The 15,270-nt window shown below is 72.1% G+C and carries 14 protein-coding genes; 12 read left to right on the top strand and 2 right to left on the bottom strand.

The features are described from left to right. Positions 1-102: 102 nt before the first annotated feature. From ACP4E5_RS29540 to ACP4E5_RS29570, 7 genes are all read left to right on the top strand, one after another. Positions 103-1,176: a nitronate monooxygenase gene (locus ACP4E5_RS29540; protein WP_425833882.1), complete on the top strand. Its 1,074-nt coding sequence runs from the start codon at positions 103-105 to the stop codon at positions 1,174-1,176. Then, positions 1,176-1,922, top strand: coding sequence for a 16S rRNA (uracil(1498)-N(3))-methyltransferase (locus ACP4E5_RS29545; protein WP_425833884.1), 747 nt, complete (start codon positions 1,176-1,178; stop codon positions 1,920-1,922). The genes ACP4E5_RS29540 and ACP4E5_RS29545 overlap by 1 nt, the downstream gene beginning before the upstream one ends. Before the next feature lie 78 nt (positions 1,923-2,000). Further along, positions 2,001-2,555 (top strand): hypothetical protein, encoded by a 555-nt coding sequence (locus ACP4E5_RS29550; protein WP_425833886.1) that lies wholly within the window; start codon positions 2,001-2,003, stop codon positions 2,553-2,555. 68 nt (positions 2,556-2,623) lie between these two features. Then, the gene (locus ACP4E5_RS29555) at positions 2,624-5,845 is read left to right on the top strand and encodes a S41 family peptidase (protein ID WP_425833888.1); all 3,222 of its coding nucleotides are present in this window, start codon (positions 2,624-2,626) and stop codon (positions 5,843-5,845) included. 152 nt (positions 5,846-5,997) lie between these two features. Further along, a complete protein-coding gene (locus tag ACP4E5_RS29560; protein WP_425833890.1) occupies positions 5,998-6,336 on the top strand; it encodes a histidine triad nucleotide-binding protein in 339 nt (112 codons plus the stop codon). A 28-nt stretch (positions 6,337-6,364) separates the two neighbouring features. After that, the gene (locus tag ACP4E5_RS29565; protein WP_425833892.1) at positions 6,365-7,273 is read left to right on the top strand and encodes a ribonuclease Z; all 909 of its coding nucleotides are present in this window, start codon (positions 6,365-6,367) and stop codon (positions 7,271-7,273) included. A 33-nt stretch (positions 7,274-7,306) separates the two neighbouring features. Beyond that, a complete protein-coding gene (locus ACP4E5_RS29570) occupies positions 7,307-8,338 on the top strand; it encodes an adenosine deaminase (protein WP_425833894.1) in 1,032 nt (343 codons plus the stop codon). On the opposite strand, the gene ACP4E5_RS29575 is transcribed toward ACP4E5_RS29570, so the two are convergent. Both ACP4E5_RS29575 and ACP4E5_RS29580 read right to left on the bottom strand, forming a co-directional pair. After that, positions 8,290-9,663, bottom strand: coding sequence for an MFS transporter (locus tag ACP4E5_RS29575; RefSeq protein WP_425833896.1), 1,374 nt, complete (start codon positions 9,661-9,663; stop codon positions 8,290-8,292). The two genes, ACP4E5_RS29570 and ACP4E5_RS29575, sit on opposite strands and share 49 nt — an antisense overlap. 231 nt (positions 9,664-9,894) lie before the next feature. Further along, the gene (locus tag ACP4E5_RS29580) at positions 9,895-10,713 is read right to left on the bottom strand and encodes an IclR family transcriptional regulator (RefSeq protein ID WP_425833898.1); all 819 of its coding nucleotides are present in this window, start codon (positions 10,711-10,713) and stop codon (positions 9,895-9,897) included. A 125-nt stretch (positions 10,714-10,838) separates the two neighbouring features. On the opposite strand from ACP4E5_RS29580, the gene ACP4E5_RS29585 reads away from it, so the two are divergent. The 5 genes from ACP4E5_RS29585 (at position 10,839) to ACP4E5_RS29605 (ending at position 15,264) form a co-directional block, all read left to right on the top strand. Next, a complete protein-coding gene (locus ACP4E5_RS29585) occupies positions 10,839-11,927 on the top strand; it encodes a carbohydrate kinase family protein (RefSeq protein ID WP_425833900.1) in 1,089 nt (362 codons plus the stop codon). A gap of 150 nt (positions 11,928-12,077) precedes the next feature. Next, positions 12,078-13,112, top strand: coding sequence for a PhoH family protein (locus ACP4E5_RS29590; RefSeq protein ID WP_425833902.1), 1,035 nt, complete (start codon positions 12,078-12,080; stop codon positions 13,110-13,112). 12 nt (positions 13,113-13,124) lie between these two features. Beyond that, entirely contained in the window at positions 13,125-13,622 is a 498-nt protein-coding gene (gene ybeY / locus ACP4E5_RS29595) for an rRNA maturation RNase YbeY (RefSeq protein WP_425833904.1), read from the top strand. Further along, entirely contained in the window at positions 13,619-14,902 is a 1,284-nt protein-coding gene (locus ACP4E5_RS29600; RefSeq protein WP_425833906.1) for a hemolysin family protein, read from the top strand. Before ybeY ends, ACP4E5_RS29600 begins: the two co-directional genes overlap by 4 nt. Beyond that, a complete protein-coding gene (locus ACP4E5_RS29605; RefSeq protein WP_425833908.1) occupies positions 14,899-15,264 on the top strand; it encodes an MmcQ/YjbR family DNA-binding protein in 366 nt (121 codons plus the stop codon). Before ACP4E5_RS29600 ends, ACP4E5_RS29605 begins: the two co-directional genes overlap by 4 nt. The last annotated feature ends 6 nt before the right edge of the window (positions 15,265-15,270 follow it).

Here is a 15,270-nt window from a genome sequence, read left to right on the forward strand (position 1 = left end):
TGCGGCGATTGAGCAGCGGGGTCCGGGGCGGAGCCCCGCGGCGTGTGGGGACGGGGGCCGGGTCGATTCGGCCGCCCGGAGGGGACGTGGCACGATGCGGTCATGTCCTCCGCACTGACCGATCTCTGCCCACTTCCGATCGTGCAGGCCCCCATGGCGGGCGGCGCCTCACACCCCGCGTTGGTCGCCGCCGTGGCCGAGGCGGGCGGGCTCGGGTTCCTCGCCGCCGGGTACAAAACGGCCGACGGGATGTACCAGGAGATCAAACAGCTGCGGGCGCTGACCGGCAGGCCTTTCGGCGTCAACCTCTTCATGCCGCAGACCGAGCACGCGGACCCGGCCACCGTCGAGGTGTACCGCAGCCAGCTCACCGGTGAGGCCGCCTGGTACCGCACCCCGCTCGGCGACACCGACAGCTGCGGCGACGACGGCTACGAGGCCAAGCTCGCGATCCTCGTCGACGACCCCGTGTCGCTGGTCACCTTCACCTTCGGCTGCCCCCGCCGCGAGGTCGTCCAGGCACTCCAGCGCGTCGGCACGAAGGTCGGGGTCACCGTCACGACGGTGGAGGAGGCGCAGGCCGCGCAGGAGGCCGGCGCCGACCTGGTGTGCGTACAGGGCATCGAGGCCGGCGGGCATCAGGGCACGCACCGGGACAACCCCGAGGCCGACGGGAGCGGCATCGGGCTGCTCTCGCTGATCGCGCAGGTCCGCGAGGCCGTGCAGCTGCCGATCATCGCCGCCGGCGGCATCATGCGCGGCGCGCAGATCGCCGCGGTGCTCGCGGCCGGCGCCGACCTCGCGCAGCTCGGCACCGCGTTCCTGGTCACCCCGGAGTCCGGGGCGCCGGAGCCGCACAAGCAGGCCATGACCGACCCGCTGTTCAACCGGACCGAACTGACGCGTGCCTTCTCCGGGCGGCCCGCGCGCGGGCTCGTCAACCGGTTCATGCGCGAGCACGGCCCCTACGCCCCCGCCGCGTACCCGCAGGTCCACCACATGACGTCGCCGCTGCGCAAGGCCGCCGCCAAGGCCGGTGACCCGCAGGGCATGGCGCTGTGGGCGGGGCAGGGGCACCGGCTCGCGCGGGAGCTGCCGGCCGGGCAGCTCGTGGAGGTCCTCGCCGCCGAGTTCGAGGCCGCCAGGGCCGCGCTGACGCAGCGGGGCGCCGCCTGATGACCGCTCCGGTTTTCGTCGTCGAGGGGGACGTTCCCGGCGACCGCGCGTATGTGCTCGACGGACCCGAGGGGCGCCATGCCGTCTCCGTGAAGCGGCTGCGCGCCGGGGAGACCGTGACCCTCACCGACGGCCTCGGCTCGTGGTGCGAGGCCGTCGTCACCGGCAGCGAGGGCAAGGACCGGCTCCAGGTCGACGCCGGGCCCGTGCGGGTGGAGCCCGACGAGGCGCCGCGGATCACCGTCGTCCAGGCACTGCCCAAGGGCGACCGGGGCGAACTCGCCGTCGAGACCATGACCGAGACCGGCGTCGACGCGATCGTGCCGTGGGCCGCGTCCCGCTGCATCACGCAGTGGCGCGGCGAGCGCGGGCTCAAGGCGCTCGGCAAGTGGCGGGCCACCGCGCGGGAGGCCGGGAAGCAGTCGCGGCGGGTGCGGTTTCCGGTCGTCGGGGAGGCCGCGACGACGAAGGAGGTCGCCGCGCTGCTCGCGGGCGCGGACTTCGCGGCGGTGCTGCACGAGGACCGGGACGCCCCGAGCGGGGCGCTGGCTTCGGCCGAACTTCCGGACAGCGGCGACATCGTGCTCGTCGTCGGCCCCGAAGGCGGCGTGTCGCCCGAGGAGTTGACGGTGTTCGAGGAGGCCGGGGCGCGCCCGATGCGCCTCGGGCGCAGCGTTCTGCGCACGTCCACGGCCGGAACGGCGGCGGTGGCGTTGCTGCTGGGGCGTACGGGACGCTGGGGTTAACCCCCCTTTGGCGGGCCGCGCTCACAGTGGCTTCAACCGCACTACCGACTCCGTACGTCCGCTGGCATTCTGCCGTGCATGCGGGGATCGAGAGGGTTCGGCGGGCTCGTCCTCGTCGCTGCCGTCGTCGCCACGGGCGTCGCGTGTCAGCCGATCGAGGGCGACCTCAGCCCGTCCGAGGCCGCGGCGACCACCGACCAGCAGGCCACCGTCGAGCTGAACCGGCAGCACGGCAAGGTCTCCTGGCTCAGCTGTACCGGCGTGTACAGCGGCCCCACGCCGTCCGGCGGCTCGGCGCCCAGCGAGGTGAAGGTCGACTGCCGGGGGAAGACCAAGGACGGCAAGGACATCACCGTGCAGGGGTGGGTGTACGGGGTCGTCTCCGGCAAGTGTGTGCGGGGGAAGACCATCGCGCGCATCGACGGCAAGGTGTGGTTCAGCTACGGCGTGCTCGGCAACTGCGCGGCGAACGGCAGCACTTCGGCCCCGCCCGACACACAGCAGCCGGCCCCCTCGCAGGACCCCGCGCCTTCGCAGGACCCGAAGCCGCAGGAGCCGCAGCCGGGTTCCACGAGCACGGTCACCGAGACCGTCACGGTGACGGCGCCTCCGCCGACTTTCCAGGGCAAGTGACGCCGACTTTCCACGACGAGTGATCAGACGGGCTGACGTGGGCCGCGGCCAAATTTAAGGTAGGCGGGGTGACGACTCCTGCGTACCTCCGGTTCCCGCACCTGCACGGCGAGTTGGTGGTCTTCACCGCCGAGGACGACGTGTGGGCCGCGCCCCTCGACGGCGGCCGCGCCTGGCGGGTCAGCGCCGACAACATGCCCGTCGGCAACCCCCGGCTCTCCCCGGACGGCGAGACGGTCGCCTGGACCTCCCGGCGCGAAGGGGCGCCGGAGGTGCACATCGCCCCGGTGGCCGGCGGATCCGCCAAACGCCTTACGCACTGGGGGAGTTGGACGACGAGCGTGCGCGGCTGGACGCCCGACGGGCGGGTGCTCGCCACCACCACCCACGGCCAGGCTTCGCTGCGCCGCAGCTGGGCGCGGGCCGTACCGCTGGACGGCGGCCCCGCCGAGACCCTGCCGTACGGGCCCGTGGGCGGCGTCGCGTACGGGCCCGGGGCGGAGGTCCTGCTGCTGTCCGCACCGATGGGGCGGGAGGCCGCCTGGTGGAAGAGATACCGGGGCGGCACGGCGGGCAAGCTGTGGATCGACCGCGGCGGCGAGGGTGACTTCGTCCGGCTGCACGCCGAGCTCGACGGGAACATCGAGTGCCCCATGTGGGTCGGTGAGCGCGTCGCGTTCCTCTCCGACCACGAGGGTGTCGGCGCGCTGTACTCGTCCCTCCCCGACGGGACCGAACTGCGGCGGCACAGCGCCGTGGACGGCTTCTACGCGCGGCACGCCGCCACCGACGGCGCCCGCGTCGTCTACGCGAGCGCCGGTGAACTGTGGATCGTCGACGGGCTCGACGAGGGTGTGGAGGCGCGCCGGCTCGACATCCGCCTCGGCGGCCAGCGCGTCGATCGTCAGCCGCGGCCCGTCGATGCCGCGAACTGGTTCGGCGCCGCGTCCCCCGACCACACCGGACGCGGCAGCGCCGTCAACGTGCGCGGCGCCGTGCACTGGGTGACCCACCGCGCAGGACCCGCCCGCGCGCTCGCCGCCGAACCGGGCGTACGGGCCCGGCTCCCGCACACCTTCCGCGTCGACGGCGAGGAACACGTCGTGTGGGTGACGGACGCCGAGGGCGACGACGCCCTGGAGTTCGCGCCCGCCACCGGGGCCGCGCCGGGCGCCACACCGCGCAGGCTCGGCGCGGGCCGCCTCGGCCGGGTCCTCGCCCTGACGGTGGCGCCGGACGGCGGCCGGGTCGCCGTGGCCTCGCACGACGGCCGGGTCCTGCTCGTCGAGCGGGACAGCGGCGACGTACGGGAAGTGGACCGCAGCGAGGACGGGAACGCGACCGGGCTCGCGTTCTCCCCGGACTCGGCCTGGCTCGCCTGGTCGCACCCCGGCCCGCACGACCTGCGCCAGCTCAAGCTCGCCAACGCCACCGACCTGTCCGTCAGCGAGGCGACCCCGCTCCGGTTCCGGGACTACGCGCCCGCGTTCACGCTCGACGGCAAGCACCTGGCGTTCCTGTCGGGGCGCTCCTTCGACCCGGTCTACGACGAGCACGCCTTCGACCTCGCGTTCGTCAGCGGCTCGCGGCCGTACCTGATCACGCTCGCCGCGACGACGCCCTCGCCGTTCGGCCCGCAGCGGCACGGCCGCCCCTTCGACACCCCCGAAGCTCCCGGGGCCGAGACGCCCGACAGCGAGGGCGCGCCCGCGACCCGCGTCGACCTGGAGGGACTGCTCGACCGCATCGTGCCGTTCCCGGTGGAGGCCGCGACCTACACGAGGCTGCGTACCGCCAAGGACGGCGTGCTGTGGCTGCGGCATCCCCTGCGCGGTGTGCTCGGCGACTCCCGCGCCGGTCTCGACGCGCCGGAGCCCAAGACCCGCCTGGAGCGCTACGACCTGGTCCAGCAGCGCGTCGAGGAGATCGGCGCCGACGCCGACCACTTCGAGGTCACGGGCGACGGCAAGCGGGTCCTGTTGTGGACCGGCGAGGCCCTGAAGGTCGTCCCCAGCGACCGGCGGCCCGCGCACGACGACGACAGCGACACGAACATCACCGTCGACCTCTCCCGGGTCAGCCAGATCGTCGACCCGGCGGCCGAGTGGCGGCAGATGTACGACGAGGCAGGACGCCTCATGCGGGACAACTTCTGGCGCGCCGACATGAACGGCGTCGACTGGGACGGGGTGTTGGACCGCTACCGACCGGTGCTCGACCGGGTCGCCACGCACGACGACCTCGTCGACCTGCTGTGGGAGGTGCAGGGTGAGCTCGGCACCTCGCACGCGTATGTGACACCGAGAGGCGGTCGGGGCTCCGCCGCGCGCCGGCAGGGGCTGCTCGGCGCGGACATCTCCCGGCACGAGGACGGCAGTTGGCGGATCGACCGGGTGCTGCCCTCCGAGACCTCCGACCCGCGCGCCCGCTCCCCGCTCACCGCGCCCGGTGTCGCCGTGCGCGCCGGGGACGCGATCGTCGCGGTCGGCGGGCGGGCGGTCGACCCGGTGACCGGGCTCGCGCCGCTGCTGGTCGGCACCGCCGACAAGCCGGTCGAGCTGACGGTGTCCCCGGCCGGGGGCGGCGACCCGCGCCACGTCATCGTCGTGCCGCTCGACGACGAGGAACCGCTGCGGTACCACGCGTGGGTCGCGGACCGGCGGGCGTACGTGCACCGGCAGTCGGAGGGGCGGCTCGGCTATCTGCACGTCCCGGACATGCAGGCGCCCGGCTGGGCCCAGATCCACCGGGACCTCAGCGTGGAGGTCGCGCGCGAGGGCCTCGTCGTGGACGTCCGCGAGAACCGGGGCGGGCACACGTCGCAGCTCGTCGTCGAGAAGCTGGCGCGTCGCGTCGTGGGCTGGGACCTGCCGCGCGACAGCCGCCCCTTCACGTACCCGATGGACGCGCCGCGCGGTCCGGTCGTCGCCGTGGCCAACGAGTTCTCCGGCTCGGACGGCGACATCGTCAACGCGGCGATCAAGGCGCTCGGCATCGGCCCCGTCGTCGGCGTACGCACCTGGGGCGGCGTCATCGGCATCGACAGCCGGTACCGCCTCGTGGACGGAACGCTGGTCACCCAGCCCAAGTACGCGACCTGGATGGAGGGTTACGGGTGGGGTCTGGAGAACCATGGCGTGGACCCGGACGTGGAGGTGGTCCTGGCCCCGCAGGACGCGGCGGCGGGCCGCGACCCGCAGCTCGACGAGGCCATCCGTATCGCCCTGGCGGCGCTTGCGGAGAACCCGGCGAAGTCGGCGCCGACGCTGCCGCGGGCTTCGGCGGAGTAGTGGTTGACGTCTCGGGGCTCTGCCCCGGACCCGCGCCTCAATCGCCGGCGGGGCTTGATCTATCAAGCCCCTGCGGCGATTGAGCAGCGGGGGGCTGGGGGCGGAGCCCCCGGGGCGCAACCCCGTGGGGGCGAGATCGATACGATGCAGTCATGGATGACTGCCTGTTCTGCAAGATCGCCAACGGGGACGTCCCCGCCACCCTGGTCCGGGAGACGGAGTCCACCGTCGCGTTCCGGGACATCAACCCCCAGGCCCCCACCCACGTCCTGGTCATCCCGCGCGTCCACCACCCGGACGCCGCCTCGCTCGCCGCCGCCGAACCGGCCATCGCCGCCGACGTGCTGCGCGAGGCCGGCGAGGTCGCCAAGGAGGAGAAGCTGGACAGCTACCGGATCGTGTTCAACACCGGCAGCGGCGCGGGCCAGACCGTCTTCCACGCACACGCCCACGTCCTCGGCGGCCGCGGCCTCCAGTGGCCCCCGGGATAGCCGACAAGGACGACAGGACCGACTCCCCGTGTCCGTACGTGAATTCGTCGTGCTCGGCACCGCGAGCCAGGTGCCGACGCGGCAGCGCAACCACAACGGCTACCTGCTCCGCTGGGACAGCGAGGGCATCCTCTTCGACCCCGGCGAGGGCACCCAGCGGCAGATGCTGCGCGCCGGTGTGGCGGCGCACGACATCGACCGGATCTGCGTCACGCACTTCCACGGCGACCACTCCCTCGGCCTCGCGGGCGTCATCCAGCGGATCAACCTCGACCGGGTGCCGCACGCGGTGACCGCGCACTACCCGGCGTCCGGACAGCGGTTCTTCGACCGGCTGCGGTACTCCACCGCGTACCGGGAGACCGTCGACATCGCGGAGGAACCGGTGGCCGGGGAGGGGGCGGTGCTCGCGGACACCCCCGCGTACCGGCTGGAGGCACGGCGCCTTTCGCACCCCGTCGAGTCGTACGGCTACCGCCTCGTCGAGCCCGACGGGCGCCGCATGCTGCCCGAGCGGCTCGCCGCGCACGGCATCGCGGGGCCCGACGTCGGGCGGCTCCAGAAGGAGGGCGCCCTGCGGGGCGTCACGCTCGACGAGGTGAGCGAGGCGCGGCGCGGACAGCGCGTCGCGTTCGTGATGGACACCCGGCTGTGCGAGGGCGTGGACGCGCTCGCCGAAGGGTGCGACCTGCTCGTCATCGAGTCGACCTTCCTCGACGAGGACGAGCAACTGGCCACCGACCACGGCCACTTGACCGCGGGGCAGGCCGCCCGCGTCGCCCGGGACGCCGGGGTGCGCCACCTCGTCCTCACCCACTTCAGCCAGCGCTACACCGACCCCGAGGAGTTCGCCCGGCAGGCCCGCGCCGCCGGGTTCGACGGGGAGCTGACGGTCGCCCGCGACCTGGACCGCGTCCCCGTACCGAAGCGTCGCTGAGCCCAGCGCCCGACCTCTGCGTACGCTGGTCGGATGTCACTCGCACCACTCGCGCGCATCCCCAAGGCCGAGCTCCACCTGCACATCGAAGGCACCCTCGAACCCGAGCTCGCCTTCGAACTCGCCCGGCGCAACGGCATCACCCTGCCGTACGCCGACACCGAGGAACTGCGGACCGCGTATCTCTTCGCCGACCTGCAGTCCTTCCTCGACCTCTACTACTCGCTGATGGCCGTCCTCGTCACCGAGGACGACTTCGAGGCGCTCGCCGACGCCTATCTCGCGCGCGCCGCCGAACAGGGCGTCCGCCACGCCGAGATCTTCTTCGACCCGCAGGCGCACGCCGCGCGGGGCGTGGCGATGGGCACCGTCGTCGACGGGCTGCACCGGGCGCTCGCGCGCAGCGAGGAGCGGCACGGGATCTCGACCAAGCTCATCATGTGCTTCCTGCGCGACCGGTCCGCCGAGTCGGCCATGGAGACCCTGGAGGCCGCGAAGCCGTACCTGGACCGCATCGTCGGCGTCGGCCTCGACTCCGCCGAGGTCGGCAACCCCGCGTCCAGGTTTCGCGAGGTGTACGAGGCCGCGGGCGAACTCGGCCTGCGCAAGGTCGCCCACGCGGGCGAGGAGGGCGACCCGTCGTACGTGTGGGAGGCCCTGGACATCCTCGGCGTCGAGCGCGTCGACCACGGGCTGCGGTCCCTGGAGGACCCCGAGCTCGTGCGGCGGCTCGTACGGGACCGGATCCCGCTCACGCTGTGCCCGCTGTCGAACGTGCGGCTGCGCGCCATCGACATGCTGGAGGACCACCCGCTGCCCAAGATGATGGACGCGGGCCTGCTCTGCACGGTCAACTCCGACGACCCGTCCTACTTCGGCGGCTACGCCGGCGACACCTTCCACGCCGTCCACGAGGCCCTCGCCCTCGACCACGAACGAGTACGGGAACTGGCCCGCAACTCGTTCGTGGCGTCCTTCCTCGACGGCAGCGAGGAGGAGGAAGCGCTCCGGGCGCGCTACATCGCCGAGGTCGAGGCGTACGAACTGGACGACATCTCCGGCTGACGCCGCGCCGACGGCTCGGGCTCCGGCTCGACGCCGTCGGGGCCCACCGCCGTGAACGAGGTCGTGAACGCGGGCGTCTCGGCCGCGGGCACCTCGATGTCGAACAGCTCGACCACCGGCTGCTCCAGCACACCCGACGGCGGCACGATCGCACCGACGGGGGCACCGCTGTGGCGCCGTGCGGCCCCCGCGAACAGCGGGCGGCCGCCGGTGTGCAGGGCCACCGCGGTGAGCGGCACCGCGAGCAGCAGCAGCGCGACGGCGAGCACCGTGCCCATGACCGGGAAGCCCGTCGACTGCGACAGGACGCTGCCGGCCAGCGGGCCGAACGCCGTACCGAGCGAGGACGCCGAGCCGATGAGCACCGCCCAGCGGCCGCGCGGGTCGAGCGACGCCGCGAGGCCGAGGACGTACGACAGGACGACCGGGTAGAGGGTGTTCCAGGCGATCTCGCCCGTGGCGAAGGACGCGAGGCCGTCCGCGCGGGCGCTGAGCAGGACGCAGCAGGCGATCACCGCGGTGCCCGCGCCGATGGGCAGCGCGCGGCCCAGGCGGACGCCGACCGCGCCCGCGCCGATCACGCCGAGCAGCCCGACGCCGAGCCCCACCGCGAAGACCGAGCCGACCGCGACCTCGGACAGGCCCGCCTGTTCGGTGCCGATGCGGCTGCTGACACCCCACAGCGCGTTCTGCGCCATCGACCAGCACACCAGCGCCCCGGCGAGGAGCAGGCCCGAACGGGCGTGGGGGAGCGGGGACTTGGGGGCCGGGGCCGCGCAGTTGTCCGGGGTGGCCGGTCCCGCGAGACCGCGCGTCGCGGGCCACACCACGAGCGCGGTGACCGCGAGCGCCGCGAACGGCAGGAAGCTGCCCTCGCTGACCCGCGGGATCGTCAGATAGAGGGCGCACGCCAGCGCGGACACGGTCAGCAGGCCGAGCGTCGAGGCGCGGTGCGGGTCCTTCTGGGCGGCGATCCCGGTGGCCGCGACCGCCGTCGCCGTGCCCGAGCCGAAGCCGCCGACCATCGCACCCGCGACGAGCAGCGGAGTGCTGGTGGCGAGGGCCGCGACGCCGTAGCCGACGACGGCGAGCAGCAGTCCGGCCCGGGCCGCCCTGCGGGTACCGACCCGTTCGACGCGGGCCGCGAGCGTGAGGCCCGCGGCGGCCGAACTCAGCAGCAGCGCACTGCCGATGAGACCGGCCTGAGTGGGAGAGAGCCGCAGGCTGTCGGCGACTCTGCCGACGATGGTGGGCAGGAGATAGGCGGCGAGATAGCCGGCCGTGAAGAGGGCGATGAGCGCGGGCCGGGGCGTACGCGGGGACACGGGCGTTCCTAGGACGGGCCCCTTGCCTTGGACGCTGTTTTGGGCAAGGGGGTGCTAAGGCAGGGGAGTTGGGAAGCGCGACGTCTTTGCGAACGGGACCGAACCGGGGACGTGGGCGCGGCCAATTTGTATCAAGTCCATGGGGGGTGCATGGAAGCCGGGGCCGTGTGACGCGTGACACATTCGGTTTGGGGGTGGTTCGGCCGGGCAGAAGAGGCCCTTTTCGCGAGGTCAGCGCCAGTCGGGAACGCCCGAAGAACCCCGGTGCGCCGTCGCCTCGATCTTCGCGCGGAGCTCACGCATGACCGCCACGATCCGCTCCTCGTGCTCCGGCGTCAGCCGGACCACCGGCACCGAGCAGCTGATCGCGTCGTGCGCCGGGATCGCGTAACGCAACGCGAAACCGAAGCCGACGATGCCGTCGACACCCTCCTCCCGGTCGACCGAGTAACCGCGCTCCCGGATCACCGCGAGATCGGCCGCGAGCGCCTCACGCGTGGCGTGCGTACGCCCGGTGGACCGCTCGTACGGACCCGGCGGCAACTCGTCGTCCGGGCGCTCGGCGAGCAGCGCCTTGCCCAGCGCGCCGATGTGCGCCGGCAGCCTGCGGCCCACCCGGCTGATCGTGCGCAGGTATTCGTGCGACTCACGGGTCGCCAGATACGCCACGTCGAAACCGTCGAGACGCCCCAGGTGGATCGTCTCGCCGAGCGCGTCCGACGCCTCGTCGAGGAACGGCCGCACGGAACGCACGTACGGATCCGTGTCCAGATAGCTGGTGCCGGTCAGCAGGGCGCGGATACCGATGCCGTACAGCGAGCCCGTCACATCCGTACGCACCCAGCCGCGCGCGATCAGCGTCTGCAACAACGCGTACATGGAACTGCGCGGCACCGCGAGCTCATCGGCCAGCTCCTGAAGACGGGCCGGCCGGTCGCCACGAGCGGCGAGCACATCGAGCAGATCGACCGTCCGCGCGGCCGACTTCACCTCACGCACCCCGCGCTGCGGCTCGCCGTCCCACTGTTGTCTGGCCGCGCTCTCCGACATGCGCCGATCGTAATCCCGGCCGGGACCGCCCCCGACACCGCTTCGTGACAGGTTGATGTCGTCCGCCGTGGTACGCGATCCGGTCGTGCACACTGTCCGGACCCGTACCACCCAGGGAGCGCGACGTGACCTCCACACGACCCAGAACGGACCCTCTCGCGGCGCTGCGCACCACGGCCGACCCGCCCTACGACGTCTATCTCACCGGCACGGTCTTCCTCGACATCATCTTCACCGGCCTCGACAGCGCGCCCGTGCGGGGGACGGAATCGTGGGCGCGCGGCATGGGGTCCAGCCCCGGCGGGATCGCGAACATGGCGACGGCGCTCGCCCGGCTCGGCCTGCGCACCTCGCTCGCCGCGGCGTTCGGCGACGACCACTACGGCGAGTACTGCTGGGACGCCCTCGAACATGGCGAGGGCATCGACCTCAGCTACGCGCGGACCGTGCCGGGCTGGCACTCGCCCGTCACCGTGTCCATGGCGTACGAGGGCGAACGCACGATGGTGAGCCACGGGCACGAGCCGCCGCCCGTGGAACCCGCGCCGGACTGCCCGCCGCACGCCAGGGCCGCCGTCGCCTCGCTCGTGCCCGGTGCCGAGGAGCCGTGGGTCGCGACCGCCGCGCGTTCCGGAACGCAGATCTTCGCCGACGTGGGCTGGGACGACACCGGCCGCTGGGACCTCGCGGCGCTGCCCGGCCTGCGGCACTGCGAGGCGTTCCTGCCGAACGCGCAGGAGGCGATGCGCTACACCCGTACGTCCTGTCCGCGGGCCGCGGCGCACGCGCTCACCGAACACGTACCGGTGGCTGTCGTCACGCTCGGCGCCGAAGGCGCGTACGCGGTGGACGGGCGGACCGGCGAGACGGCCTCCGTCCCGGCCATCGAGGTCGAGGCACTCGACCCGACCGGCGCCGGCGACGTCTTCGTCGCCGGCTTCGTCACCGGAACCCTCGCCGGCTGGCCCCTCGCCGACCGCCTCGCCTTCGCCGGCCTCACCGCGGCCCTCTCGGTCCAGGAATTCGGCGGCTCCCTCTCGGCCCCCGGCTGGTCGGAGATCGCGGCGTGGTGGAAGGAGGTCCGCTCCAACGACCACCAGAACCGCTGTGCCCTGGACCGCTACGCCTTCCTGTCCCCCCTCCTCCCGGACACGTCCCGATCGTGGCCCTTGCGCCGCGCGGTCCCGACCATCGGTTTCGGACGGTCGGCGTAGCCACGCCGCGTCCGCCACGGCTCGGCGCATGACGGGCGTACGTGAAACCCGCTCGGCGTTGTCGTACCCGCGCCGTACCCTTGGCGGTGCAGGGAAACACCGCAGAGAAAGTCCCGTACGGGGAGGACGCAAGGGCCACAGGCCCGGCTCATGACGCAGACACCATCCAGCGCCCGCGCACAGTTCACCGTTCCGCCGAAGCACCCCATGGTCGAGGTGCTCGGGTCGGGGGACGCGCTGCTGCGAGTGATCGAGAAGGCCTTCCCGGAGGCCGACATCCACGTCCGGGGCAACGAGATCAGCGCGACCGGGGAGTCGGGGGAAGTCGCCCTCATCCAGCGCCTGTTCGACGAGATGATGCTGGTACTGAGGACGGGGGCACCGATGACCGAGGACGCCGTGGAGCGTTCCATCGCCATGCTGAAGGCCGGCGGGAGCAATGGGCAGGAGACGCCCGCCGAGGTGCTCACGCAGAACATCCTGTCGTCGCGGGGCCGCACGATCCGCCCCAAGACGCTGAACCAGAAGCGGTACGTCGACGCGATCGACAAGAACACGATCGTCTTCGGTATCGGCCCGGCGGGCACCGGCAAGACCTACCTGGCGATGGCCAAGGCCGTCCAGGCCCTCCAGTCCAAGCAGGTCAACCGCATCATCCTGACCCGCCCCGCGGTGGAGGCGGGCGAGCGGCTCGGATTCCTGCCGGGAACGCTGTACGAGAAGATCGACCCGTACCTGCGCCCCCTGTACGACGCCCTGCACGACATGCTCGACCCGGACTCGATCCCGCGCCTGATGGCGGCGGGAACCATCGAGGTGGCGCCGCTGGCATACATGAGGGGCCGTACGCTCAATGACGCCTTCATCATTCTCGACGAGGCGCAGAACACCAGTCCCGAGCAGATGAAGATGTTCCTGACCCGGCTCGGTTTCGACTCGAAGATCGTGATCACGGGTGACGTGACGCAGGTCGACCTGCCGGGTGGCACGAAGAGTGGGCTGCGGCAGGTGCAGGACATTCTGGACGGGGTCGACGAGGTGCACTTCTCGCGGCTCAGCTCGCAGGATGTCGTGAGGCACAAGCTCGTCGGCCGTATCGTCGACGCGTACGAGAAGTACGACTCCGAGAACGGTACGGAGAACGGCTCCCGCAAGAGCCGCCCCAGAGGGAACCAAGGAAAGTAGTCCAACAGCGCCATGTCGATCGACGTCAACAACGAGTCCGGAACCGAGGTCGACGAGCAGGCGATCCTCGACATCGCCCGCTATGCGCTCGCACGGATGCGGATCCACCCGCTGTCGGAGCTCTCGGTGATCGTCGTGGACGGCGACGCCATGGAGCAGCTGCACGTGCAGTGGATGGATCTGCCGGGGCCGACGGATGTCATGTCGTTCCCGATGGACGAGCTGCGGCCGCCGATGAAGGACGAGGAGGAGGCCCCGCAGGGCCTGCTCGGTGACATCGTGCTGTGTCCGGAGGTCGCGAAGAAGCAGGGTGAGGACGCGCCGACGCAGCACTCCATGAACGAGGAGCTGCAGTTGCTGACCGTTCACGGCGTGCTGCATCTGCTCGGGTACGACCACGAGGAGCCCGACGAGAAGGCCGAGATGTTCGGTCTCCAGGCGAGCATCGTGGACGGCTGGCGTGCGGAGAAGGGGATGACGGGGCCGTCGCCGGCGCCGACCGTGTCATGAGTTTTTCGCTGATCGCCGGGGCCGTCGCGCTGGTCGTCGTCGCCTGGCTCGCCGCCTGCGCGGAGGCCGGCCTCGCGCGGGTGTCGAGTTTCCGCGCCGAGGAGGCCGTGCGGTCCGGGCGGCGCGGCAGCGCCAAGCTGTCGCAGGTGGCCGCCGACCCGACGCGTTATCTGAACGTGGCGCTGCTGGTGCGCGTGGCCTGCGAGATGGCTGCCGCCGCCCTGGTGACGTACGCGTGTCTGGAGGCGTTCCGGGAGACCTGGCAGGCGCTGCTCGTCGCCATCGGTGTGATGGTGCTCGTGTCGTACGTCGCCGTGGGGGTCTCGCCGCGGACCATCGGGCGGCAGCATCCGCTGAACACCGCGACCGCGGCGGCGTATGTGCTGCTGCCGCTGGCGCGGATCATGGGGCCGATCCCGCCGCTGCTGATCCTGATCGGTAACGCGCTCACTCCCGGCAAGGGCTTCCGGCGCGGCCCCTTCGCCTCGGAGGCCGAGCTGCGGGCCCTGGTCGACCTCGCCGAGAAGGAGTCCCTGATCGAGGACGAGGAGCGCCGTATGGTGCACTCCGTCTTCGAGCTGGGCGACACCCTCGTGCGGGAGGTGATGGTGCCGCGTACCGACCTCGTCGTCATCGAGCGGTACAAGACCATCCGGCAGGCCCTTACGCTCGCCCTGCGGTCCGGGTTCTCGCGGATTCCCGTGGTCGGTGAGAGCGAGGACGACGTCGTGGGCGTCGTGTATCTGAAGGACCTCGCGCGCAAGACGCACATCAACCGCGACGCCGAGGCCGAATTGGTGTCCACCGCGATGCGGCCCGCGACGTTCGTGCCCGACACCAAGAACGCGGGCGATCTGCTCCGCGAGATGCAGCAGCTGCGTACGCATGTGGCCGTGGTGATCGACGAGTACGGCGGTACCGCCGGCATCGTGACGATCGAGGACATCCTGGAGGAGATCGTCGGCGAGATCACCGACGAGTACGACCGCGAGGTGTCGTCCGTGGAGGAGCTCGGCGACGAGCGGTTCCGGGTGACGTCCCGGCTCGACATCGGTGACCTCGGTGAGCTGTACGGCATCGAGGAGTTCGACGACGAGGACGTGGAGACGGTGGGCGGGCTGCTGGCCAAGGCCCTCGGCCGGGTCCCGATCGCCGGTGCCTCGTCCGTGGTCACCCTGCCGGACGGGCGGGAGCTGCGGCTGACCGCGGAGGCCGCGGCGGGCCGCCGGAACAAGATCGTGACCGTGCTCTCGGAGCCGACGGGGGAGCTGGGGAAGTGACACCGCAGGAGTTGCGCGCGTTCTGCCTGTCGTTCAACGCGGCGGTGGAGGACTTCCCGTTCGGCCCGGAGACCTCCGTGTTCAAGGTGCTCGGCAAGATGTTCGCCCTCACGCACCTCGACGGGCAGCCGCTGACCGTGAACCTGAAGTGCGACCCCGACGACGCGCTGCGGCTGCGCGGGGAGCACGAGGGCCTCATCGTGCCCGGCTGGCACATGAACAAGCGGCACTGGAACACGGTGACCGTCGACGAACCCGAGAAGCTCCCGGACAGGATCGTCCGGGAGCTTGTCGAGGATTCGTACGACCTGGTGGTGGCGGGCCTGCCGAAGGCCGAGCGGCTGCGGCTCGACCGGTCATGACCGTCG

It is taken from the genome of Streptomyces fractus (assembly GCF_049844455.1).
Taxonomy (GTDB): domain Bacteria; phylum Actinomycetota; class Actinomycetes; order Streptomycetales; family Streptomycetaceae; genus Streptomyces; species Streptomyces fractus.